21 protein-coding genes, 3 tRNA genes and 1 pseudogene are annotated in these 19686 nt (G+C 43.4%); 8 read left to right on the top strand and 17 right to left on the bottom strand.

Annotated features, from left to right (window positions below; translation table 11 throughout):
* Nucleotides 1-90 precede the first annotated feature (90 nt).
* Nucleotides 91-849, bottom strand: a complete 759-nt coding sequence (locus E2B99_RS05255; RefSeq protein ID WP_134243910.1) for a Nif3-like dinuclear metal center hexameric protein — start codon at nucleotides 847-849, stop codon at nucleotides 91-93.
* A 182-nt stretch (nucleotides 850-1031) separates the two neighbouring features.
* Between E2B99_RS05255 and E2B99_RS05250 the strand changes: the two genes are divergently transcribed.
* Nucleotides 1032-2201 carry a S1C family serine protease gene (locus tag E2B99_RS05250; RefSeq protein ID WP_134243909.1) on the top strand — a complete coding sequence of 390 codons (1170 nt, stop codon included), beginning with the start codon at nucleotides 1032-1034 and terminating at the stop codon, nucleotides 2199-2201.
* 97 nt (nucleotides 2202-2298) lie between these two features.
* Here the strand turns inward: E2B99_RS05250 and map are convergent, their stop codons facing one another.
* Nucleotides 2299-3123, bottom strand: coding sequence for a type I methionyl aminopeptidase (gene map / locus E2B99_RS05245; protein ID WP_026470774.1), 825 nt, complete (start codon nucleotides 3121-3123; stop codon nucleotides 2299-2301).
* Nucleotides 3124-3357: 234 nt separating this feature from the next.
* On the opposite strand from map, the gene rpsB reads away from it, so the two are divergent.
* Together rpsB and tsf are read left to right on the top strand one after the other, a co-directional pair.
* A complete protein-coding gene (gene rpsB / locus E2B99_RS05240; RefSeq protein ID WP_026470773.1) occupies nucleotides 3358-4122 on the top strand; it encodes a 30S ribosomal protein S2 in 765 nt (254 codons plus the stop codon).
* A gap of 161 nt (nucleotides 4123-4283) precedes the next feature.
* Complete coding sequence (tsf, locus tag E2B99_RS05235; RefSeq protein WP_134243908.1) at nucleotides 4284-5162, top strand: translation elongation factor Ts; 879 nt, start codon at nucleotides 4284-4286, stop codon at nucleotides 5160-5162.
* Between the two features lie 122 nt (nucleotides 5163-5284).
* On the opposite strand, the gene E2B99_RS05230 is transcribed toward tsf, so the two are convergent.
* The 9 genes and pseudogenes from E2B99_RS05230 to E2B99_RS05190 all read right to left on the bottom strand — a co-directional run bounded on the left by E2B99_RS05230 (nucleotide 5285) and on the right by E2B99_RS05190 (nucleotide 13054).
* The gene (locus tag E2B99_RS05230; protein ID WP_134243907.1) at nucleotides 5285-5722 is read right to left on the bottom strand and encodes a hypothetical protein; all 438 of its coding nucleotides are present in this window, start codon (nucleotides 5720-5722) and stop codon (nucleotides 5285-5287) included.
* Nucleotides 5723-5777: 55 nt separating this feature from the next.
* Nucleotides 5778-6227, bottom strand: a pseudogene (locus tag E2B99_RS05225) (DUF962 domain-containing protein).
* A gap of 152 nt (nucleotides 6228-6379) precedes the next feature.
* The gene (locus E2B99_RS05220) at nucleotides 6380-7039 is read right to left on the bottom strand and encodes a septal ring lytic transglycosylase RlpA family protein (RefSeq protein WP_134243906.1); all 660 of its coding nucleotides are present in this window, start codon (nucleotides 7037-7039) and stop codon (nucleotides 6380-6382) included.
* A 283-nt stretch (nucleotides 7040-7322) separates the two neighbouring features.
* Complete coding sequence (gene mltB / locus E2B99_RS05215; protein WP_240687745.1) at nucleotides 7323-8279, bottom strand: lytic murein transglycosylase B; 957 nt, start codon at nucleotides 8277-8279, stop codon at nucleotides 7323-7325.
* Between the two features lie 112 nt (nucleotides 8280-8391).
* Nucleotides 8392-9534, bottom strand: a complete 1143-nt coding sequence (rodA, locus tag E2B99_RS05210) for a rod shape-determining protein RodA (RefSeq protein ID WP_134243905.1) — start codon at nucleotides 9532-9534, stop codon at nucleotides 8392-8394.
* A 209-nt stretch (nucleotides 9535-9743) separates the two neighbouring features.
* Nucleotides 9744-10403, bottom strand: a complete 660-nt coding sequence (locus E2B99_RS05205) for a hypothetical protein (protein ID WP_134243904.1) — start codon at nucleotides 10401-10403, stop codon at nucleotides 9744-9746.
* Between the two features lie 36 nt (nucleotides 10404-10439).
* Nucleotides 10440-11258 (bottom strand): NADPH-dependent 7-cyano-7-deazaguanine reductase QueF, encoded by an 819-nt coding sequence (gene queF, locus E2B99_RS05200; RefSeq protein ID WP_134243903.1) that lies wholly within the window; start codon nucleotides 11256-11258, stop codon nucleotides 10440-10442.
* Between the two features lie 57 nt (nucleotides 11259-11315).
* The gene (locus E2B99_RS05195; protein WP_134243902.1) at nucleotides 11316-12089 is read right to left on the bottom strand and encodes an ABC transporter permease; all 774 of its coding nucleotides are present in this window, start codon (nucleotides 12087-12089) and stop codon (nucleotides 11316-11318) included.
* Nucleotides 12086-13054 (bottom strand): ABC transporter ATP-binding protein, encoded by a 969-nt coding sequence (locus E2B99_RS05190; RefSeq protein WP_134243901.1) that lies wholly within the window; start codon nucleotides 13052-13054, stop codon nucleotides 12086-12088. Before E2B99_RS05190 ends, E2B99_RS05195 begins: the two co-directional genes overlap by 4 nt.
* Before the next feature lie 223 nt (nucleotides 13055-13277).
* On the opposite strand from E2B99_RS05190, the gene E2B99_RS05185 reads away from it, so the two are divergent.
* The 3 genes from E2B99_RS05185 (at nucleotide 13278) to E2B99_RS05175 (ending at nucleotide 14617) form a co-directional block, all read left to right on the top strand.
* Nucleotides 13278-13354 (top strand) — tRNA-Arg (locus E2B99_RS05185).
* 370 nt (nucleotides 13355-13724) lie between these two features.
* Nucleotides 13725-13934 carry a cold-shock protein gene (locus tag E2B99_RS05180; protein ID WP_134243900.1) on the top strand — a complete coding sequence of 70 codons (210 nt, stop codon included), beginning with the start codon at nucleotides 13725-13727 and terminating at the stop codon, nucleotides 13932-13934.
* 311 nt (nucleotides 13935-14245) lie between these two features.
* On the top strand, nucleotides 14246-14617 hold the full coding sequence (locus E2B99_RS05175; protein ID WP_134243899.1) for a hypothetical protein: 372 nt from the start codon (nucleotides 14246-14248) through the stop codon (nucleotides 14615-14617).
* 130 nt (nucleotides 14618-14747) lie between these two features.
* On the opposite strand, the gene E2B99_RS05170 is transcribed toward E2B99_RS05175, so the two are convergent.
* From E2B99_RS05170 to E2B99_RS05145, 6 genes are all read right to left on the bottom strand, one after another.
* Complete coding sequence (locus E2B99_RS05170; protein ID WP_134243898.1) at nucleotides 14748-15194, bottom strand: DUF2726 domain-containing protein; 447 nt, start codon at nucleotides 15192-15194, stop codon at nucleotides 14748-14750.
* A gap of 109 nt (nucleotides 15195-15303) precedes the next feature.
* Nucleotides 15304-15379 (bottom strand) — tRNA-Asn (locus tag E2B99_RS05165).
* Between the two features lie 131 nt (nucleotides 15380-15510).
* Nucleotides 15511-15774, bottom strand: a complete 264-nt coding sequence (locus E2B99_RS05160; RefSeq protein ID WP_134243897.1) for a hypothetical protein — start codon at nucleotides 15772-15774, stop codon at nucleotides 15511-15513.
* 122 nt (nucleotides 15775-15896) lie between these two features.
* Nucleotides 15897-15972: transfer RNA gene (locus E2B99_RS05155), tRNA-Asn, on the bottom strand.
* 232 nt (nucleotides 15973-16204) lie between these two features.
* Entirely contained in the window at nucleotides 16205-17449 is a 1245-nt protein-coding gene (locus E2B99_RS05150; RefSeq protein WP_134243896.1) for a pyridoxal phosphate-dependent aminotransferase, read from the bottom strand.
* Nucleotides 17450-17590: 141 nt separating this feature from the next.
* Nucleotides 17591-18682: a YheT family hydrolase gene (locus tag E2B99_RS05145; protein ID WP_134243895.1), complete on the bottom strand. Its 1092-nt coding sequence runs from the start codon at nucleotides 18680-18682 to the stop codon at nucleotides 17591-17593.
* 240 nt (nucleotides 18683-18922) lie between these two features.
* On the opposite strand from E2B99_RS05145, the gene E2B99_RS14590 reads away from it, so the two are divergent.
* Both E2B99_RS14590 and E2B99_RS05140 read left to right on the top strand, forming a co-directional pair.
* Nucleotides 18923-19090, top strand: coding sequence for a hypothetical protein (locus tag E2B99_RS14590; RefSeq protein WP_166738993.1), 168 nt, complete (start codon nucleotides 18923-18925; stop codon nucleotides 19088-19090).
* Between the two features lie 141 nt (nucleotides 19091-19231).
* Nucleotides 19232-19636: a hypothetical protein gene (locus tag E2B99_RS05140; protein ID WP_134243894.1), complete on the top strand. Its 405-nt coding sequence runs from the start codon at nucleotides 19232-19234 to the stop codon at nucleotides 19634-19636.
* Nucleotides 19637-19686 lie beyond the last annotated feature (50 nt).

The raw sequence follows: 19686 nt of genomic DNA, 5'->3' as shown, positions 1-19686 counted from the left end.
CCGTTGCAGATAGCAAGACTGTAGCCAGGTAAAATGTATTTTTTGCCCAAAAAATAATTCATTATTCAAAAAATAACGTCATCAGGAAATTTAAACTGGATTATTAAAATCCATAAAGGTAACGTCCAGATTAAACTGCTGTGCGACAGCTTGCCCCAAGCGTTGAATGCCACCGCGCTCGGTTGCATGATGTCCACAGGCAAAATAATGGATACCCAATTCTTTTGCTTCATGATAGGTGCGCTCACTCACTTCGCCAGAAATATAAGCATCACAGTCAAGGGCAGCGGCTTTATATAAAAAGTCCTGTGCTGCACCCGTACAAAACCCTACCTTTTGAATCGTGGCTGATGCGCCAGCAATATGTAACGGCATACGCTGCAAGCAATTGGTGAGGTGTGTGCTGAACTCATCAGCTGACATGGGTGCTGTGAGTTCCCCTACATTACCAATAGGCTGGTTTTCAGTGGGATCAAGTGGCCCCGTGATGGTAATACCCAGCAAATCCGCCAGAGCTGCATTATTTCCCAAACTCACATGAGCATCCAGCGGCAGGTGATAGGCAATCAGGGAAATATCGTGTTGCATAAGTTTCTTGATCCGCTGACCTTTGATGCCAGTTAGTGGTTCAGGTTCACCTTTCCAGAAATAACCATGATGAACCATGAGTGCATTGGCTTTTGCTGCAACCGCAGCATCAATAGCTTCTTGCGAGGCGGTCACTGCTGTAATTATTTTATAGACGCTATGGCTGCCTTCAATTTGCAGGCCATTGGGACAATAATCTTTAAATGCCTTCACATTTAGGGTTTTATTACACCATGCCAATAATTGATTTAACTCAACCATAACAACATTACTCTATTTAGCTGATTAATTTATAGTTAAACACTTTACAATAATTGCCAAACCCGGTGTATGGTTTATTGCCTGGCCTTTAAATTTTTAGGTGGGTGAAGTGATTATGGGAATGGAAACTTTGAAGTAAAAATCCATTTGCAATAAAGTAGCAGATAAAAAGGGGTATACACGTGCGTCGCACCATGATTTGGTTACCTTGGATTTTATTATTTATTTTTGTCGTCGGTTTTTTTATCTGGCACCAGCAAAATAGGCCCATAGAGCCTGTTATGCCAAACCTGCCTGCCGAAAAGCAAAAGCCACTGTTGTCTACAGCACCGCAGGGCGGGGTGGTTTCCTATAATCGAGCAGTGAAAGTCGCTGCGCCAGCGGTAGTGAATATCTTTACCACCCAAAAAGTAATTGCCCATCCACAAATCGAAGATCCGGTATTACGCAAGTTTTTTGAGCGCCAGTTTCCTCAGGAAAGCAGTGATGATGAAACCAGTCTTGGTTCAGGTGTCATTGTCAGTAAGGATGGCTATATTTTAACCAATAATCATGTGGTGGCGCAGGCAGAACAAATTGTGGTGGCGTTACAGGATGGCCGCCGTGCAACTGCAAAAGTAATTGGCACAGATCCGGATACTGATCTGGCTGTAATTAAAATTGAGCTCAGCAATTTGCCAGTATTACCATTTAAAAATTCTCCCAGTGAAGTAGGTGATGTTGTGCTGGCAATCGGTAATCCATTCGGGGTGGGTCAGACTGTCACCCAGGGAATTATTTCCGCTACCGGACGTTCTGGTCTTGGTATTAATACTTACGAAGATTTCATTCAGACCGATGCTGCTATTAATCCCGGCAACTCAGGCGGTGCGCTTATCGATGTGGCAGGTAACCTAGTAGGCATTAACACCGCAATTTTTTCCAGAACAGGGGGGTCGCTGGGTATTGGCTTTGCCATTCCGGCTAAGCTGGCCCAGCAGGTATGGCAATCTATCCTTGCAGATGGCAAGGTTACCCGTGGCTGGCTGGGAATTGAAGTTAAAGGGGTAGACCCTTCTGAGTTTCCAAGTACCACAGCACCAGATACCGGGGTGCAGGTGATGGGCGTACTGGCAAAAGGTCCAGCAGATCAGGGTGGACTGAAAAAAGGCGATATTATTTTGTCTGTGAATAATCAGCCCATGCAAAGTGCAACCCAGTTAATCAAATGGGTGGCCCAGCAAAAACCTAATACAGTGATTACTATGCTGGTGAAGCGCGGCAAGGAAAATATCAGTGTTAAAGTCACGATAGCCGAACGTCCGCAGCAGAAAAATACGCCAGTGATGGAATTGCCGGGCTGGATGGAATAATTGCCTTTTCTTCCTGATAATTATCAATTTATATAAAAAACCGCTCATCATGAGCGGTTTTTTTAAAATGAAATAAAGCAACTAAATGCGGACAGTATTATGCCTGAAAGCGGGATAAATCTTCTTCCGGACGGGCGGTCAGCACTTCAATACCGGTTTCAGTGACCAAAATCGTATGTTCCCATTGCGCTGACAGCTTGTGATCTTTGGTTACGACTGTCCAGTTGTCACCCAACAGGCGAGTTTGCCAAACGCCAGCATTAACCATGGGTTCAATGGTAAAGGTCATGCCAGCTTCCAGACGCATACCAGTGCCTGCCTTACCGTAATGCAGGATTTGCGGATCATCATGGAAAGTGGTGCCAATGCCATGACCGCAATATTCCCGAACGACACTAAAGCGCTCGGATTCCACATATTTCTGGATGGCAGCGCCAATATCACCCACATAGGAACCCGCTTTAACGGTTTCCATGCCTTTATACATGGCTTCTTGTGCAACTGCACAAATACGATTGGCTAGGATTGAGCCTTCACCAATAATAAACATCTTGCTGGTGTCACCATGATAACCGTCCTTAATTACGGTAACATCAATATTGACAATATCACCGTTTTTCAGGATTTTGGTTTCCGATGGAATGCCATGACACACCACATGATTTACTGATGTACAAATTACCGCAGGAAACGGTTTGCGGCCATGACCACCACCATAGCCCAGACAGGCAGGAATGGCATTTTGCACATTAACAATATAATCATGGCAAATTTTGTCTAGCTCAAGTGTGCTTACACCAGCTTTGACAAAAGGCGTAATCATGGTCAGCACCTCGGCGGCCAAACGACCTGCAACCCGCATTTTTTCAATGGCGTCAGGTGATTTGATCAAATGCCGATTTGGTGAGCTAAAACTATTCATGGGCTTAATTTTTTTTGGCAAAAATGACCTATATATGGTATAAATAGCGCCCCGTTTTAGCAAATGCTTTTGGGTAATAATTTTTAGCACAGTTATTTATCCAAAAATTATGTTTAGACGGTCAATCCCACACATATGTCGACACATTGCTCTGGGTGCTTTTCTGTTTTTAATCAACTGGAAAGTGGACAATGAGGACATATGGAGGCCTAACCCATATTTAAGGTAAATATCATGGCAGAATATAACGTAAGCATGCGTGACCTGTTACAGGCAGGCGCACACTTTGGTCACCAAACCCGTTTCTGGAACCCAAAAATGGGTCCTTACATTTTTGGTGCCCGCAACAAGATTCATATCATTAACCTGGAGCACACTGTTCCTGCGTTAAACGATGCGCTAAATTTTGTGAACAATCTGGCCAGCAAAAAGAACAAGGTACTGTTTGTTGGTACCAAGCGCGCTGCCAGCAACATCATTCGTGAACAAGCACAACGTGCTGGCCAGCCTTATGTTGACCATCGCTGGTTGGGCGGTATGCTGACTAACTGGAAAACCCTGCGTCAGTCCATCAATCGCCTGAAAGATCTGGAAGTTCAGTCTCAGGACGGTACTTTCGCCAAGCTGACCAAGCGTGAAGCGCTGGAACGCACCCGCGAAATGGAAAAGCTGGAGCGTTCACTGGGTGGTGTTAAAAACATGGGCGGTTTGCCAGATGCACTGTTCATCATTGACGTTGACCACGAAGCGATTGCCATCAAAGAAGCCAAAAACCTGGGTATTCCGGTAATTGGTATTGTTGATACCAACTCTAACCCGGATGGCGTTGATTACATCATTCCTGGTAATGACGATGCGATCCGTGCAGTTACCCTGTATGCCAGCTCTATGGCAAACGCAATTCTGGCGGGTAAAGAATATGCGCAGACTCAGGGTGGCGCAAAAGCTGCCGAGCCAGCTGAACAAGCTAGCGAAGAAACTGCTGCTACCGACGCTTAATGTTGGATACATCGGTTCTATTGGCAGTTTTTCATGGCTTTGACATGCTTTAACGTCACCATCTACCAGTAAACCGATGTAACGGCCCAGGCGGTAAACCCAATGGGCCGTTTTTATTTGCAATTAATTTCTTGATTTAAATGACAGTTTAGGAGACAAGCATGACTGCAATTAGCGCAAGCATGGTAAAAGAATTACGTGACCGTACTGGCCTTGGCATGATGGAATGCAAAAAAGCATTGACTGAAGCAGGTGGTGATATTGAAGTAGCCATTGATAACCTGCGTAAATCTGGTCAGGCTAAAGCGGCCAAAAAAGCAGGTAATATTGCTGCTGACGGCGCAATCATTATTGCTCAGGACGGTAATCGCGCTTTATTGCTTGAAGTCAACAGCCAGACTGACTTTGTTGCTAAAGATGAAAATTTCACAAAGTATGCTAACCGCGTTGCTGAAGTTGCCCTTGCAAACAATGCAACTGACGCTGCTGAAATTGCTAACCTGAAATTTGATGACAGCCTGACCGTTGAAGAAGCACGTGTTGAACTGGTTCAAAAAATCGGTGAAAACATTCAGGTACGTCGTGGCTATATCGTTGAAGGTGAAAAACTTGCAACTTACAGACACGGTCTGAAAATTGGTGTTGTGGTTGCTTACACTGGTGGCGATGAAGAAACTGGTAAAGGCGTTGCCATGCACGTTGCTGCGTTTAACCCAGCTGCAGTTAATGCTGAAGACGTTCCTGCTGAAATTCTGGCTAAGGAAAAAGAAATTGCTGAAGCTAAAGCAATTGAGTCTGGCAAACCTGCCAATATTGTTGAAAAAATGGTTCAGGGTAGCCTGGATAAATACCTGAACGAAGTAACATTGTTACGTCAGGCTTATGTAATCGACAATGAAAAGAAAGTTGGTGACGTACTGAAAGCTGCTGGCTTGACTGTTACTGAGTTCAAGCGTTTTGAAGTTGGCGAAGGCATTGAGAAGAAAGAAGTCAGCTTTGCTGATGAAGTTGCTGCTGCTCAGGCTGGGGCAGCCAAATAATTGTTATAGTGGCTGTAATTATTGCATTGCGATAATGACAGCTTGTGCAAAAAACCCCGCTTGTCGGGGTTTTTTGCTGCTATAAATAGAATAAACATTATTGCTATCAGCCATTGTCAGACTTATAGGGCTATTTCTACCTGATGAATTTTCCAGCCCTGTTCGTTATGCATGACCACCGACTGCTTTTGCAAATGACTTGAGCCTGGATTGCAGATGTCGGTTTGTTCATAACTAAGATAGGCTGTATTCCCATCAATGCGTTCCTCGAGCAACCGGATTTTTTTGCATCGGGCAACCGATTGTGAAATGCTCTGGTACATTTGAATAACCTGTTCACGGTTTTTTTTCATTTGCTGCATATATTGAGGGATTTTTTGTTCTATTTCAGCCTGCTTGGCATCGGTGAAATAGCTTTTTTCTTCCTCATAGCTGATACCCTGAATGATTTTATCATTATATTGTTCATAAACAGTGCTGGGTTTAGAAGAGGGAGTGGTGTCATTGCTGGAGCAGGCTACAATTAGCCCGCATGCAGCCAGATAAATTGCTAACTTCAAGAATAAACCTTAATAAACTTTTGTCTGCTTAAGCATCGCAAGGCGTTGTAACGGTTCAGGCGGTTTGCTCAATAAAGTGCTTGCGCCAGTTGGGAAAAAACTTGCTAATTGCTGCATCCATGCACCAGGCTGGGCCGATTAACAAAAATTGCAGGTCTTTAAAGAAAGATGGTTTTTTTCCTTCCACTTTATGGCCGTAAAACTGGCCAATCCATGCCACTACAAACAAGCCCACAAAAAATCCTGAACCTACCGGGAACCAGTTGATGAGCAGCACCATCAGTAACATGAGCACACTCATGGCCATGAGCAAGGGCAGGGATAAACGGGCATAGAATAATAAAGTTAAGGCAGTCAGGACAATGGTCATGACCGTACTTAGATGCCAGCTAAATCCTACAATAGAAAACAGGATGGCAGGCACACATTACCAGTGGATACGCTTATTGGTTAAGTTGCGGTGGCTTTCACTATATTCATCAAGCCATTGCTGAAGATTGCGCATGAGCATAGTCCCTTAATTTTCATGACATTCTGACAATGCCATAAGTCCAGTTGCAAAGCAAGCCTAAATCTTTCAGTCAGCCTAACTAAAATTTATAGTCAGAAATATTAAAGCCACCCGAAGGTGGCTAAAATTTTTGCCGTATTGATGCATTAGTTTGGCGCATCAATACGTTCAATAGTTACGTTACCTGTACCACTACCTGCGATGCCCAGTTTGTTGGCTGCTGCATAGGATAAATCAAGTACACGGTTACCATGGAATGGGCCACGGTCATTCACTTTCACCACAACACTTTTACCATTAGCTTTGTTGGTCACACGGATATAGCAGTTTAGTGGCAGGCTGCGGTGTGCGGCAGTCATCGCATACATGTCAAAAGTATCACCACTGGCAGTTTTGCGTCCATGAAACTGACGGCCATACCAGGATGCCATGCCAGTCTGGGTAAACTTGCGAACTGCTTCAGAGGCAACGGCACTCAGGCGATCAATAATGCCTGGCTCTTCAGTGCTTTCAACGCGGGCAGGTATGTTTTCAGTTTTAACACGGCTACCAGCAGTTTCGGTAATGCTTAACGCAGTCACAACAGCAGCCTTAGCGGGTGCAGCAACAGTTACAGGCGTAGGCGTATTCATTTTGAATAGCGCTGAGCTAATGCTTTTTCCATTCTGATCCAATACACGATTGGCCAGGCTTGCAGACTCAATATTACTGCTGAGTGGTTGAGCCTGAACCAGATCTGCATGAGAAGCAGTGGTGAAAGCCAAACCAAGTGACAAGGTCAGTACAGAAAATACTGATTTTTGCATATGTTAACGCTCCGGTGGGAACCTTATATGATGTTTATTTGAACAAGCATAAAAAGGTTTCTTTGCCACGTTTAATCGTAAATGAATGTCATTGGTGGTGATCATAGTGACTAATTTAAATACTTGTCCAATAAAAAATAGCGTTCAGTTACAAAAACAATTGTTTTTAGCAAGTTTTAGGTCAAAAAATAACCATTAATGTAAGTAAATATTTCAAAAACTCTCTAAAGGGCTTTTTTTACCTGCTGTATGAAGTTTCTTTAGGTAACTAATGTAATTTAACTCAGCGGTTGATTATTTCTTCGCCAAGCTGCCAAACTGCTGTGGCATAGTTACGACTGAAATTATAACGAGTAATCGTGATGTAGTTGGGATAGACAATCCAGTAGGTTGGCCCGAAATCTTCCATGAGCCGAATGCCATTGACCATATCCAAAGGATCAAGCTTAACGGCAGGATTAAGCGGTGCCAGTCCCAAAGTTGCAAATTCCCCGGCAGGACGGGTTTTATCAAGCTGGCCATCGGGTGCTACCACTTGTGAATCATTGAACCCGCGGTAAGTGGCCCGGAAGCCAATGGGCTGATTACGCTGCCAGCCATAGGTCGCCATATAGTGTGCAATCGAACCAATGGCATCAACTGGATCATTAATAATGTCGACCCGGCCATCCTGATTGAAATCAACACCAAGTTTGCGGATGTTGCTGGGCATAAACTGTGGATAGCCCAGTGCACCTGCATAGGAGCCTACATAGCTTTCTACAGGTTGATGCTGTTCACGTGCCAATACTAATAGCGCTGCCAGTTCATCAGTAAAATAATCTGCGCGGCGAGGGTAGCCAAAAGCCAGCGTAGAGAGTGCATCGAGGGTACGAAAGCTGCCTTTGTTTTGACCATAGCCGGTTTCTACGCCCAGAATGCCCAGAATGATGGATTGCGGCACGCCATATTGCTGTTCGGCACGCCATAGCGCATCGCCGTATTGTTGTTTAAAACGCACGCCACGGCCAATGGTGGACTCCACCAGAAATTGCGAGCGATATTCGTACCATTCCTTGCTTTCACCAGGCTTGGTCATAATAGAAAGAATGCGGTCAATACGCTGTGCCGAATTCATGGCAGTGTCAACTTCTGCCCCTGTAAACTGATATTCATTAATCATTTTCTGGCGAAAGTTGGCATAGGCCGGGTCAAGTAGAAAATCGTTTGCTCCTGCTACTGTGCTAGCAAAACCAGCCATCAACGCCAGCAAGCTGTGCCGGTAATCCTTCAATGGGAGTGAAATGGAAAAATTTTCGAACAACGGATTTTTAAATAACATCATTATTTCCAGAAAGCGCAAAATTATAAAACTAGCGATGGGTTTGAATAGAAACCAGCAGGCCAAAACCGGCCATCAGGGTAATAATGGCAGTTCCCCCATAGCTCATAAAGGGTAAAGGTACGCCAACCACTGGCAAAATGCCACTGACCATGCCAGCGTTGACAAATACATACACAAAAAAGGAAAGGCCAATTGCCCCAGCCAGCAAGCGGCCATAATTGTGATTACTGCGAAAGGCAATCTGAAAAGCCCTAAAAATAATGCAGCAATACAGGGTCATTAATACAGCAACCCCCAGTAAGCCAAATTCTTCAGAAAACGCGGCAATAATAAAATCGGTATGGCCTTCGGGTAAAAAATGCAAATGCGACTGGGTGCCATTTAAATACCCCTTGCCAAAAATACCGCCCGAACCAATGGCAGTTTTGGACTGGATAATATTCCAGCCTGTACCCAAGGCATCTGCTTCAGGATCAAACAGGGTAAGCACACGCTGCTTTTGATAGTCATGCAACAGAAAAAACCATGCCAGTGGAATAATGGCTGCAATTGCCCCGATACAAGCGCCAATCATCCACCAGCGCAGGCCGCTTAAAAACAGCACAAACATGCCGCTTGCCATTACCAGCAGAGAAGTGCCCAAATCGGGCTGCTCGGCAATTAATAGTACTGGGATGCCAATAAGCATTAAGGTCACGACAACCGCCTTAAACGTAGGTGGCAAGGGTCTGGCTGATAAGAACCAGGCTGTCATCATTGGCATAGCCAGCTTCATAAACTCGGATGGCTGTACACTGCCAAAGCCCGGAATATCCAGCCAGCGCTGTGCACCCATGCGAACTTCCCCAAAAACCATCACGCCCACAAGTAGCACCAGCCCGCTGGAATAAAACCAGGGTGAAAACGCCTGATAAATCTTGGGTGGTACCTGTGCCATCACCAGCATTACCACAAAACCGATAATGAAACTGACTAACTGGCGAATCACCAGTCCGGTATCCTGTGCAGAGGCACTGTAAAGCACTATCAGTCCCATGCTGGCGATCAACAGAAACAGGCCAGTGAGCCATGGATCAACATGGATACGTTCCCAGCGAGTGGGATTAAGCTGCATATTGCTGCCATCACGCGGGGCATAACGTAAAAAGCGGTACTGCGGATTTTCAGCCATGAAGAAGTAATACCACGAACAAGTAAAACCACGAAGAAGTAAAAAAGCCAGGAGGGGAATTTGAAGCCAAATCTTAACATAGAACTGGCATGGCCTGAAAAAACTGACTTATTGATTTATGCATGAGATTTAAGGTAGATATAAGGTCAGGCATAAAAAAGCCCGGCAATTGCCAGGCTTAAATATTGCAAAATTTTTTTTACAGCAAATTACTTTTGCACCAGCAGATTGTCAAAGTGAGTTGCCACAGCTTCAAGTTCGGCCTGACTTAATGACGGGATCAGCTTATCAATTGCGATATGCACGGCTTTGACCACTGCACTGGTCGCTAGCTCAGCCGCCTTGCGCTTGATTAAACCTAGATCCAGGGTCTTGTTATAGTCAGTCATAAAATGCTTGATGATCTGGTCAGCAAACAGTTTGAACTGCGTTGTCAGAGCAGCGCGCTGCTGTTTGCCTTCACCTGCATGTACCGCTGCAAAAGAGGCTTTCAGCTGATTTACCAGATCATCAGGCAGGGCTGTGCCAATACGACTGCTGCCTGTATTGTCCACAAAACTGCTGCTTTCCAGAAATTCCAGTGATTTTAATACCTGCTCATTAGGCGCTTTACCCAATAATTGCTTGAGTAAAACACTGACCGTACTGCGAACATAACCAGCTAGTTTCTCGGCTGTATCGCGTTTTTCGCTGGCTGGAAATTGCTGAACCAGCTTAACCAGTAGATTATCAATCAATTCATCATTTAGTTTTAAAGAGATTTTATCGCGTAAAGGATATTGTGGCTCGCTGCTGCCCCGATTAGACTTGGCCAGATTAATATCACTTTTAAGCTCATCAGATGGGATAATGCCAAAATAACTTGTCATAAAAATCTCCTAAAAATATCAATACAGAAATAAAAATTATTGTCGGGCTAAACGAATGGGTGAGGGTAGCCAGGCTGGGTCAGACACGCGGCATGGATTGATATCCAGACCACCACGTCGTGTATAGGCGGCATACACCATTAAACGTTCAGGTTGCAATTGTTGCCAGATGTCCGCAAAAATCTGCTCAACACATTGCTCATGAAATCCGCTGTGCTGGCGGTATGAGATAATATAAGCGAGCAGGCTTGAATAACAAGGCTTAGTTCCCTCATATCTGATAAAAAGTGTGCCCCAGTCGGGTTGTCCAGTGACTGGACAGTTACTTCTTAATAAATGTGAATATAGACTAGTTTCAATTACTTGCTGATCTGCTGCCTGTTCCAGCTTGAGCAGGCTACAGTGGGGATGCGGGCTAACTCCGTTTGGAGTCAGCTGGTCAAGACAAAATCCGCTAGGCTGACTCACCTGAAGTGCATCAGCATCATACAGTTCAAGCCTTACTGAGGCATTGGCTGCACGGCTAAGATCCTGTTCTACACAGTCAACAAAGGCCTGAGTGGATGCAAAATTTTTAAAGTTCAGGCTATTGAAATATAGCTTGAGTGACTTGGATTCAATTAAAAATTCTGAACTCGCCGGAATATGCAGCCGGCCAATAGCAACCTGCGGCTTATTTTCCAGATCCAGCCAGGACAGCTCAAAGGCATGCCACCAGTCCATGCCCTGAGCAATGCCGTTAATCTGGGCATAGGCCTGTCTTGATGGCGCACGTGCAATAGGAAACAGAATGTCAGGCGCATATTCTGTGGGGTAGCTGGTGGTTTGACCCAGCAGCGATTGTTCAACACTCATGTTTTAACCAATACTGTGTAATCAATATTTAAATCGTGATTATTTCTGCATTACTACTTATTCACGCATACCTGTACCACGGGCCAGCAGGCGATAGGCAAATGCATACAGTGCAATACAAAAAATGCTAATGGCAGCTAATGATGCCCAGACGTTGACATCACTGGCACCTAAAATGCCATAACGGAAAGCATTGACCATATAAACGATAGGGTTTAGCAGAGAGAGCTTTTGCCAGAATGGCCCAAGCTGATCCATGGAGTAAAAAACACCACCCAGATAGGTTAAAGGCGTGAGCACAAAAGTCGGCACAATAGAGATATCATCAAATGAGCGGGCATATACTGCATTAATAAAGCCACCCAGAGAAAACAGCACGGCGGTGACCAGTACCGTAAAGATCATCACAAACGCATGATGAATGGACAGCTCGGTAAAAAATAGCGAGAGCAGGGTAACAATAAAACCCACCAGTAAACCACGGGTAACGCCGCCAATCACATAACCAATCAGAATAATATGATGCGGCACCGGGCTGGCAATCAGTTCTTCAATACTGCGCTGGAATTTCACACTAAAGAAACTCGACACCACATTGGAATAACTGTTGGTAATTACCGCCATCATGATTAAACCGGGCACAATAAATTGCATGTAACTGTAGCCATTCATTTGACCGATGCGTGATCCCACCAGATTGCCAAAAATCACAAAATACAGGCTCATGGTAATGGCAGGCGGCAGCAGGGTTTGTGGCCAGATGCGCATAAAGCGGCGAATTTCTTTGGTAACTAATGTATTTAAGGCGATTTGTAATTGCTGGACGTTCATGCTTGTGCTCCAGCAGGCTTTTGAGAGGCCAAATTTTTACTATCTAGGTTTTTTTCAACCATATGAATAAATAATTCTTCAAGCCGATTGGACTTGTTACGCATACTCGTCACCACAATGTCATGGCTTGCCAGCAGGGCAAACACATCATTCAGCGCCAGACCTTTATCAATGCTGACTTCAACTGTTAAGGGATCAACCTGCCGGAAATGTACGCCTTGTACATTTAGCGCAGGCCAACTGGTGACAGGTTGTTTTAAATCCAGTACAAACGTTTCTACCGATAACTGGCTCAGCAGCGTTTTAATGTCAGTGTCTTCCTTGATTACGCCTTTATCAATAATGGCAATACGGCGACACAGCATTTCCGCTTCTTCCAGATAATGCGTGGTTAGAATAATGGAAGTGCCCTGATTATTAATTTCGGTTAAAAATTCCCACATGGAACGGCGCAGTTCGATATCTACACCCGCAGTTGGTTCATCCAGAATCAGCAGGCGTGGCTCATGAATCATGGCTCGCGCAATCATCAGGCGACGCTTCATGCCCCCAGAGAGCAAGCGCGACTGTACATTGCGCTTTTCCCACAGACCCAGCTTGTTTAAATATTTTTCTGCACGAATTTGTGCTTCTTTTTTAGGGATACCGTAATAACCGGCTTGCGTAACCAGAATGTCAAAGACTTTCTCAAACTGGCCGAAGTTAAATTCCTGCGGCACCACACCCAGACATTGCTTGGCCTGTGATGGGTGGCTATCTAAATCATGGCCAAATATTTCAACATGACCCGAGGATTTCCGGGTAAGGGAGCTAATGATACTGATGGTGGTGGATTTGCCCGCACCATTTGGCCCAAGCAGTGCGTAAAAATTACCTTCACTGACGGTGAGATCAATGCCTTTTAATGCCTGGAACCCGTTTTTATAGGTTTTAGTGAGTTGCTTTAACACTAAAGCATCGGTCATGAAATTCTCTCAAGTGACTGACTAAGCACAGGGTATCTATTGTCGGGAATATTGTCACAAAAGCCAAGTCTTATCCGGTTGTATTTTATGAACGCTGCGTTGCAACTTACTCAGCAGGCATTATGGTTTAGCCATTTAACTATGAAAATTGCACAGAAAACTAGCAGTTAAAAAACCAAGGCTTTACCCGCAGCGTATTTTTGCCTATGATGTCTCGCCTTATGCGCTTATAGCTCAGCTGGATAGAGTACTGCCCTCCGAAGGCAGGGGTCGTGGGTTCGAATCCCGCTAAGCGCGCCATTTTATTATAATAATTACAATGACTTGCTGATAATTGATAGTATTGAAACAAGAGTCTGTCTGTTAAAGATAAGGAAAACGTGTTCTATCCTTAACAAATCATCTTGTTTATTTATGCGTTCATATTTTTAAATAAAAGATTGACCATTTGAACCAATAAACGTATAAAGGACTCACCCAACGATGAATGGTCTCCTTAAGGTTGCCATTTGTAATTAAGCACTCTATAAAATAATATTGTCTCGTTAAGTCCGTTATCTCGCAGTTTTATTTATAATCCTTCGTTTTCATAAGATTTAGTTTCATAAATTATTTTTTGAGTGATCAATATGGTCAAAGGCCATATTCATTTTTCAAAGAGGATTATATTATGTCAAATACGACTACTGGCGTTGTTAAATGGTTTAATGACACGAAAGGTTTTGGCTTTATTCAGCAAGATTCTGGTCCGGATGTGTTCGCCCACTATAGCGAAATTCAAAGCAACAGTTTTAAAAGCCTAAGCGAAGGCCAGCGCGTTCAGTTCAGCGTAAGTGATGGCCCTAAAGGCCCGCAAGCCAGCAAAATTGTAGTATTGTAAGAGACTTGATTTAAATTTTTAGCTGATAAACACCAGGTTTACAGTATCAAAATTTGAAACCTCCATCATGATGGGGGTTTTTTTACATCTCTAATCTATATTTTCAGGTTTTTTGGGATAATTTGGCGTTGTTTTCTTGTTGGCGCCAAGGCTGTTTAGCTATGCACTCATAATGCCACTGTACTGATCAATATTGCTTGTTTTTTAATGAATAATTTTATTAAACTGATGAGTAGGCTGGCACGCTGATATTAAATTTATAATATAAAACTGCTGGATATAATTTACATTTACTTTTTAAATCGATTGTTATGGCATTAAAAAAACTTGTTCAACTTGGAATTTTTCTGATCATTGCGGTTGTCGCTTTTAATTTCATTAAAAAACAGTCTTTTTTTAAGACCGAGCCTGGACAGATTTCTTCAGGGTCAATCCCTGCAAGCACTGATACTGCTGATAATGTTCAGCTTCAAAACGAACAGATCAAAACTCAACTGCATCGGTTAAATTCCCGTACACAAGCGCAGTATGTGGCCGGATGCATGAAAACCCCTGCAGGCTGTACCTGCTACGATGCCAGGGCCAAGCCGGTGAAGGTCACTGCAAGCATTTGTGCGCAAAACGTACGTGATGCCAGCGGGAACCAGCACAAAATTTTTGATCAGGGCACGCACAGCAGATAGAGCCAGAAATCAATTTAAATTAGTCTACGCTGCATTAAGGGTTAAGAGACTTTTATTGAAAAATAACCCTGATACAAAATTTGCAAGCATAAGCCATCATCACAGGCAATCAATAGCAAAGCATAAATCACTACTTAAAGTATTTGTACAAGTCTTTTTGCAGTTGGCCCGCTGAAGGAATCTGGGTATAACGCAACACAGCGTAGCCAGCTTCATGGAGCATGGCATCACGCGCAGCATCCTGTTGCTCGCGGCCTTGATGACTCCTGTCATCCAGTTCAATAATCGCTACAATCTCAAGATCCTGGTCACATAACACAAAGTCGGCAATCTTGCGGTTAAACTGACTGCGCGTATAAAAACCCTTAGTGGTCAAGATGGCGGAAAAGCTGACTTGCGGGAAAATATAAGCGCGGGGCATGGCTTGTTGCAGTACGGCAAAAAACTGCTGTTCACGGCGTGTTAATATTGCTTTGGCATGAATGGGTGTGTGCTGCTGGCGGGGCTTTTTGTTTTTCCCTGCAATAATGCCCAATAATGCAATGATCACAACACCAATAATCAGCCACATGCTCATTTTTTGCTTTCCTATAAAATTTAAAGTGGCGCTAAAGCGAGAATAAAAAAAACACCAATAAAAAAATCCCTGCTCACATGGCAGGGATTTTTTTATTACCGCAGAATTCTGGCTCTCCAACCTGGGCTCGAACCAGGGACACACGGATTAACAGTCCGTTGCTCTACCGACTGAGCTATTGGAGATCGATCAGTACGGCGGCATTTTATGCATCAATCCCCATAGGGTCAAGGGGTTTTGCGAAAATATTAATAAAATCAGGTTTCTTTGCTGGTTTTGTAGACAAAGAGGATTTTATTAAAATTTTAGAATAAATTCATTTATTCTGTCGCAGAACAGATTCAGAAAGAGCAGTAATAATTTGCATACATTCAGAGATGCTAAGTTTATCGTGTTGAGCGGCGAATTTAGCTAACGGTACTAAATCACTAATAGGAAATTCACTAGAGCTTCTTGGACTAAAACCACCATTAGCAGTTTTATAGCGATTCCTTATTGAAAAAGCATTTTCATCCCAACTGGCTTGACCAATTTCTACACTATGCCCATTTGCTACTGGATTGGAATGAGTAACTTTCATAATTTTAAGTCCTTTTTAAAAATAATGAATATAAAGCGCTTTAAATAGTATAGGACAAATAAATTAAAAATATAAAAAAATCCCTGCTCACATGGCAGGGATTTTTTATTACCGCAGAATCTTGGCTCTCCAACCTGGGCTCGAACCAGGGACACACGGATTAACAGTCCGTTGCTCTACCGACTGAGCTATTGGAGAACAGTTGGTGATGCGCATTTTAGGCAGCAACGCTTTAGGGGTCAAGCCCTTTTAATGAAATAAACAATTGATTGCTTAAATCATGAGCGCAAGTGAATTATTAAGACCACAAGAGGCTCTATTTACCTTTAATGTAAGATTATGAACTACACAACAATGTTTTAATAGCAGTGGGATAGCCATAAAAAAGCCCCATCAATAATGACAGGGCTTTTTCAAATATACAGTTAAATTACTTGCCAGCTGCCTGATCTGCTGCAACAGATTCAATCGCAGCATTCAATGCGGCTGGATCAATACTGTCTACCGCGTCTTTAATACGCTTTAAGGCATCTTCCAGCACACTGTCAGCAGTGGCGTAGGAAATACGCATGTAGCCACCCAAGCCGAATGCATCACCAGGTACAACTGCAACACCAGTTTTATTCAGCAGCCATTCAGAAAATTCAGTGCAGGATTTTAAACCCAGCGCGCGAATGACAGGACGGATTGAAGCATAGGCATAAAAAGCACCATCTGCATCCAGACAGCTAATTCCGTTAATCGCATTTAAGCCATTAACCACCAGATCATGACGACGCTTGAACGCTTCAATCATAGGTTGCAGCACATCTTGAGGGCCATTTAGTGCAGCTTCAGCAGCAACCTGACTAATGGAAGTCGGGTTAGAAGTTGATTGCGATTGTACTTTGGTCATGGCTTTAATGATGCTAGCCGGACCAGCCGCATAACCAATACGCCAGCCAGTCATGGCATAGGCTTTGGAGACGCCATTGAGTACCAGTGTGCGGTCATACAAATCAGGTGCAACATTCACAATGTTATAGAATGGACCAGACCAGCGAATTGGCTCATACATATCGTCAGAGGCAACATACACTTGTGGATGGCGACGCAGCACTTCTGCCAGTGCTTTGAGTTCTTCCTTGGTATAAATCATGCCAGTCGGGTTAGACGGGCTGTTCAATACCAGCAGACGGGTTTTTGGTGTAATTGCTGCTTCCAGTTGTTCCGCAGTAATCTTGAAGCGTTGTTCTTCGCCGCATTTCACAATCACCGGAACGCCTTCAGCAATCAGTACCATGTCTGGATAGCTTACCCAGTATGGCGCAGGAATGATGACTTCATCACCCGGATTAATAAAGGCCAAGGCTAGATTAAAAAAGCTTTGCTTGCCACCGCAGGAAACCAGAATCTGGTTAGCCGCATAGTCAAGGTTATTGTCGCGCTTGAACTTGGCAATAATGGCTTTTTTCAGGCCGGGTGTACCGTCTACAGCCGTATATTTGGTAAACCCGTTATTGATGGCCGCAATGGCAGCATCCTTAATATGCTGTGGGGTATCAAAGTCTGGCTCACCAGCACCCAGGCCAATAATGTTATGGCCGGCGGCTTTCAGTTCAGCTGCTTTATTGGTAACAGCTAGAGTTGGTGAGGGCTTGATAGAGTTAACACGGTCAGACAGACGTACGTCCACGGCAGGGATTCCTTCTTTTAGGGAATTGAACACAAAAAATCGGGTTATTCTAGCTGATTTTGCAAGGCGTTTGGCCGGATATTAAAACTAATTTTCAATTCCTGTTCTTTATTAAAGGCAATAGAAAACGCTTTAACCAATTTAGGCATCCCTTTTGTGTATCACCTGAAAATATTCGGCCATTAGTTTGTGTGCCCATGATTTGGCTTGCCAGCCTTGCTGATAGGCACAATGGCTGCCTTTTTTGGTTTTAACCACAATAAGATTAGGCATTTGCTGAATATCAGCCAGATAGGGGTCAAGATTTTGAATATTGCACACCGGATCGTCCTCGGCATTTAGCAACATGACCGGAATAGCAACCTGCTGAAAAACCTTCATGGGATTGGTGGCATCCGAGTAGTGCTGATAACATGGATAACCGGAAAATTCATACACTTTTTCATGAAAAGCCAGCAGGTCTTTGGCAGCTTTAAGATGGTTAAATGTCGCTAATTGCTGCAACTTGCTTTGATGAGGCTCAATAAAAGTTCTGATTAATTTTTTAGCCATATATTTGCTATAAAACGGATGACAATATTTAAAGCCTTCATCCGTGTTGTAGCCGGGGCAGAATGCAAAAGATGCCTTAAACCGGGCGTTTTGCTGTTCTTCCCCTAAATAACGAATAAGCAGGCCTGAACCTGCTGAAGAACCCACCGCATATAAGGGTGATTGTGGAAAACGTTGTTCTATGTGTGCGAGTTGTTCCCGAAGGTCTTGCGTAGAACCAAAGATATTGAAACGTGGTGGGTCAAATTCAAGCCCACCATGTCCACGACGCACCGCAACCACTACACGCCAACCGGTATATTCATGTAAATCCCTTACCATATCCTGCATGCTGCGCGGGCTGCCTGTTAACGTATGCAAAATAACAATCGTTGGGGTAGAGGCTGGCAAGTTATAGCCATACCACGCTAGGGCCGTTTTACCACCATCGGCCATGGTGAGGGTTTCAACATGATCATAAATTAAAGGCTTTTCCAGCTTTTTCTTAAGTTCAAGATATATGAGCTGGACATGCGTGTTGGCCAGCCAGAAGGTGGGCTGATAGGGACGTTGTAACTGCCGAATTTCCTGAATGAGCTGTTTATTGTCTGTTGTTGGCTTATAAAAAATCTCAAGTAACGGTGCGGATTTATTTTTTAAGAATGATGGAAATGAATCTAACAAGCTGGTTATTGCTGGCATCAGGAAATCCTCGTGCTGCACTCTAACGCGTGCTGCGTCCAAAATGGATAGTCGTTATTGCTGGTTCAGTTGATTATGCAATTTGTTGCATAGTTCGTCAATTTCATTCTGTGATCTTGAATGAACGATTTTTAAACTAATTCGATGTGTATAAATTTCTGATGTGAGAGGCAATAATCTTACAGTTTAGCCAGCAAAAGGTTTAAACTAGGCCCGGTGATTAATGATAGGTTTTTTAAGATGAGCAAGCCCGCCAAACGACAGGTTGCCCAGTTGCCGTTTCCCATGCCACAGCGCGATGAGGAACAAGATGAAACACTAGAGCAGGTACGCCCCAAGCCCAAGCGTTATGCTGACCGTACTTTTATGCCACCTGCTGGAACGAGAAGGTCGATGGGCAAGCGCTAATTTCTTCAGATGAAAGTATTTTTTCAAACTGTAGCTATATTATGTTTGCTGATATTGCTTTTTTTGGGGTGGGCAATTTGGGGCTATTTATATCCTAATCGTAATGAAGTTTCGGCTTGCTATCTAGATGATAGTATTTGCATGGATATTTTTTATTATGACCGTCCAGATATTAATCGAAGTCGTAAATCACTGTATTTTACTAATCCACAACTTACTAAAGATCAGCAAATCAATTGGAGAAATGAGCATATTATTTATTCGGATGGATTATTCGGTGACTGGCAGGATTGTAAAGAGCTTAATTCATCCACTTTAATTTGTTCATTTCAAGCATTACCAAAATTTGAAAAAACTAAATGTACTGAGATGAGTGTTGATCAGTATCCTCTAAAGGATTGGCATTTAAGGTTTTTTGAAATAAAAGTAATTGATGGTAAAAATTTTAAATACGTGATTTCTGAACCTAAGTCAAATAATAATTTTCGCCTTGCTAATTGGAAAGCCGAACAAAAAATTAATCCCGATTTATGGATTTACTGTTAATTATAAGGTTGTAATTAAAATATTAAAAACTTATTAATTTGTTAGGATTA

The sequence above is a fragment of the Alkanindiges illinoisensis genome (genome assembly GCF_004377485.1).
GTDB lineage: Bacteria > Pseudomonadota > Gammaproteobacteria > Pseudomonadales > Moraxellaceae > Alkanindiges > Alkanindiges illinoisensis_A.
Note: the sequence above shows the minus strand (reverse complement) of the source record. Positions and strands in the feature narration are given on the sequence as shown.

What these genes read in the sequence shown, in the direction of transcription:
- E2B99_RS05255 (WP_134243910.1), bottom strand. Translation starts at nt 849, where the DNA reads ATGGTTGAGTTAAATCAATTATTGGCATGGTGTAATAAAACCCTAAAT.
- map (WP_026470774.1), bottom strand. Translation starts at nt 3,123, where the DNA reads ATGAATAGTTTTAGCTCACCAAATCGGCATTTGATCAAATCACCTGAC.
- rpsB (WP_026470773.1), top strand. Translation starts at nt 3,358, where the DNA reads ATGGCAGAATATAACGTAAGCATGCGTGACCTGTTACAGGCAGGCGCA.
- tsf (WP_134243908.1), top strand. Translation starts at nt 4,284, where the DNA reads ATGACTGCAATTAGCGCAAGCATGGTAAAAGAATTACGTGACCGTACT.
- E2B99_RS05220 (WP_134243906.1), bottom strand. Translation starts at nt 7,039, where the DNA reads ATGCAAAAATCAGTATTTTCTGTACTGACCTTGTCACTTGGTTTGGCT.
- mltB (WP_240687745.1), bottom strand. Translation starts at nt 8,279, where the DNA reads ATGGCTGGTTTTGCTAGCACAGTAGCAGGAGCAAACGATTTTCTACTT.
- rodA (WP_134243905.1), bottom strand. Translation starts at nt 9,534, where the DNA reads ATGGCTGAAAATCCGCAGTACCGCTTTTTACGTTATGCCCCGCGTGAT.
- E2B99_RS05205 (WP_134243904.1), bottom strand. Translation starts at nt 10,403, where the DNA reads ATGACAAGTTATTTTGGCATTATCCCATCTGATGAGCTTAAAAGTGAT.
- queF (WP_134243903.1), bottom strand. Translation starts at nt 11,258, where the DNA reads ATGAGTGTTGAACAATCGCTGCTGGGTCAAACCACCAGCTACCCCACA.
- E2B99_RS05195 (WP_134243902.1), bottom strand. Translation starts at nt 12,089, where the DNA reads ATGAACGTCCAGCAATTACAAATCGCCTTAAATACATTAGTTACCAAA.
- E2B99_RS05190 (WP_134243901.1), bottom strand. Translation starts at nt 13,054, where the DNA reads ATGACCGATGCTTTAGTGTTAAAGCAACTCACTAAAACCTATAAAAAC.
- E2B99_RS05180 (WP_134243900.1), top strand. Translation starts at nt 13,725, where the DNA reads ATGTCAAATACGACTACTGGCGTTGTTAAATGGTTTAATGACACGAAA.
- E2B99_RS05175 (WP_134243899.1), top strand. Translation starts at nt 14,246, where the DNA reads ATGGCATTAAAAAAACTTGTTCAACTTGGAATTTTTCTGATCATTGCG.
- E2B99_RS05170 (WP_134243898.1), bottom strand. Translation starts at nt 15,194, where the DNA reads ATGAGCATGTGGCTGATTATTGGTGTTGTGATCATTGCATTATTGGGC.
- E2B99_RS05160 (WP_134243897.1), bottom strand. Translation starts at nt 15,774, where the DNA reads ATGAAAGTTACTCATTCCAATCCAGTAGCAAATGGGCATAGTGTAGAA.
- E2B99_RS05145 (WP_134243895.1), bottom strand. Translation starts at nt 18,682, where the DNA reads ATGCCAGCAATAACCAGCTTGTTAGATTCATTTCCATCATTCTTAAAA.
- E2B99_RS14590 (WP_166738993.1), top strand. Translation starts at nt 18,923, where the DNA reads ATGAGCAAGCCCGCCAAACGACAGGTTGCCCAGTTGCCGTTTCCCATG.
- E2B99_RS05140 (WP_134243894.1), top strand. Translation starts at nt 19,232, where the DNA reads ATGGATATTTTTTATTATGACCGTCCAGATATTAATCGAAGTCGTAAA.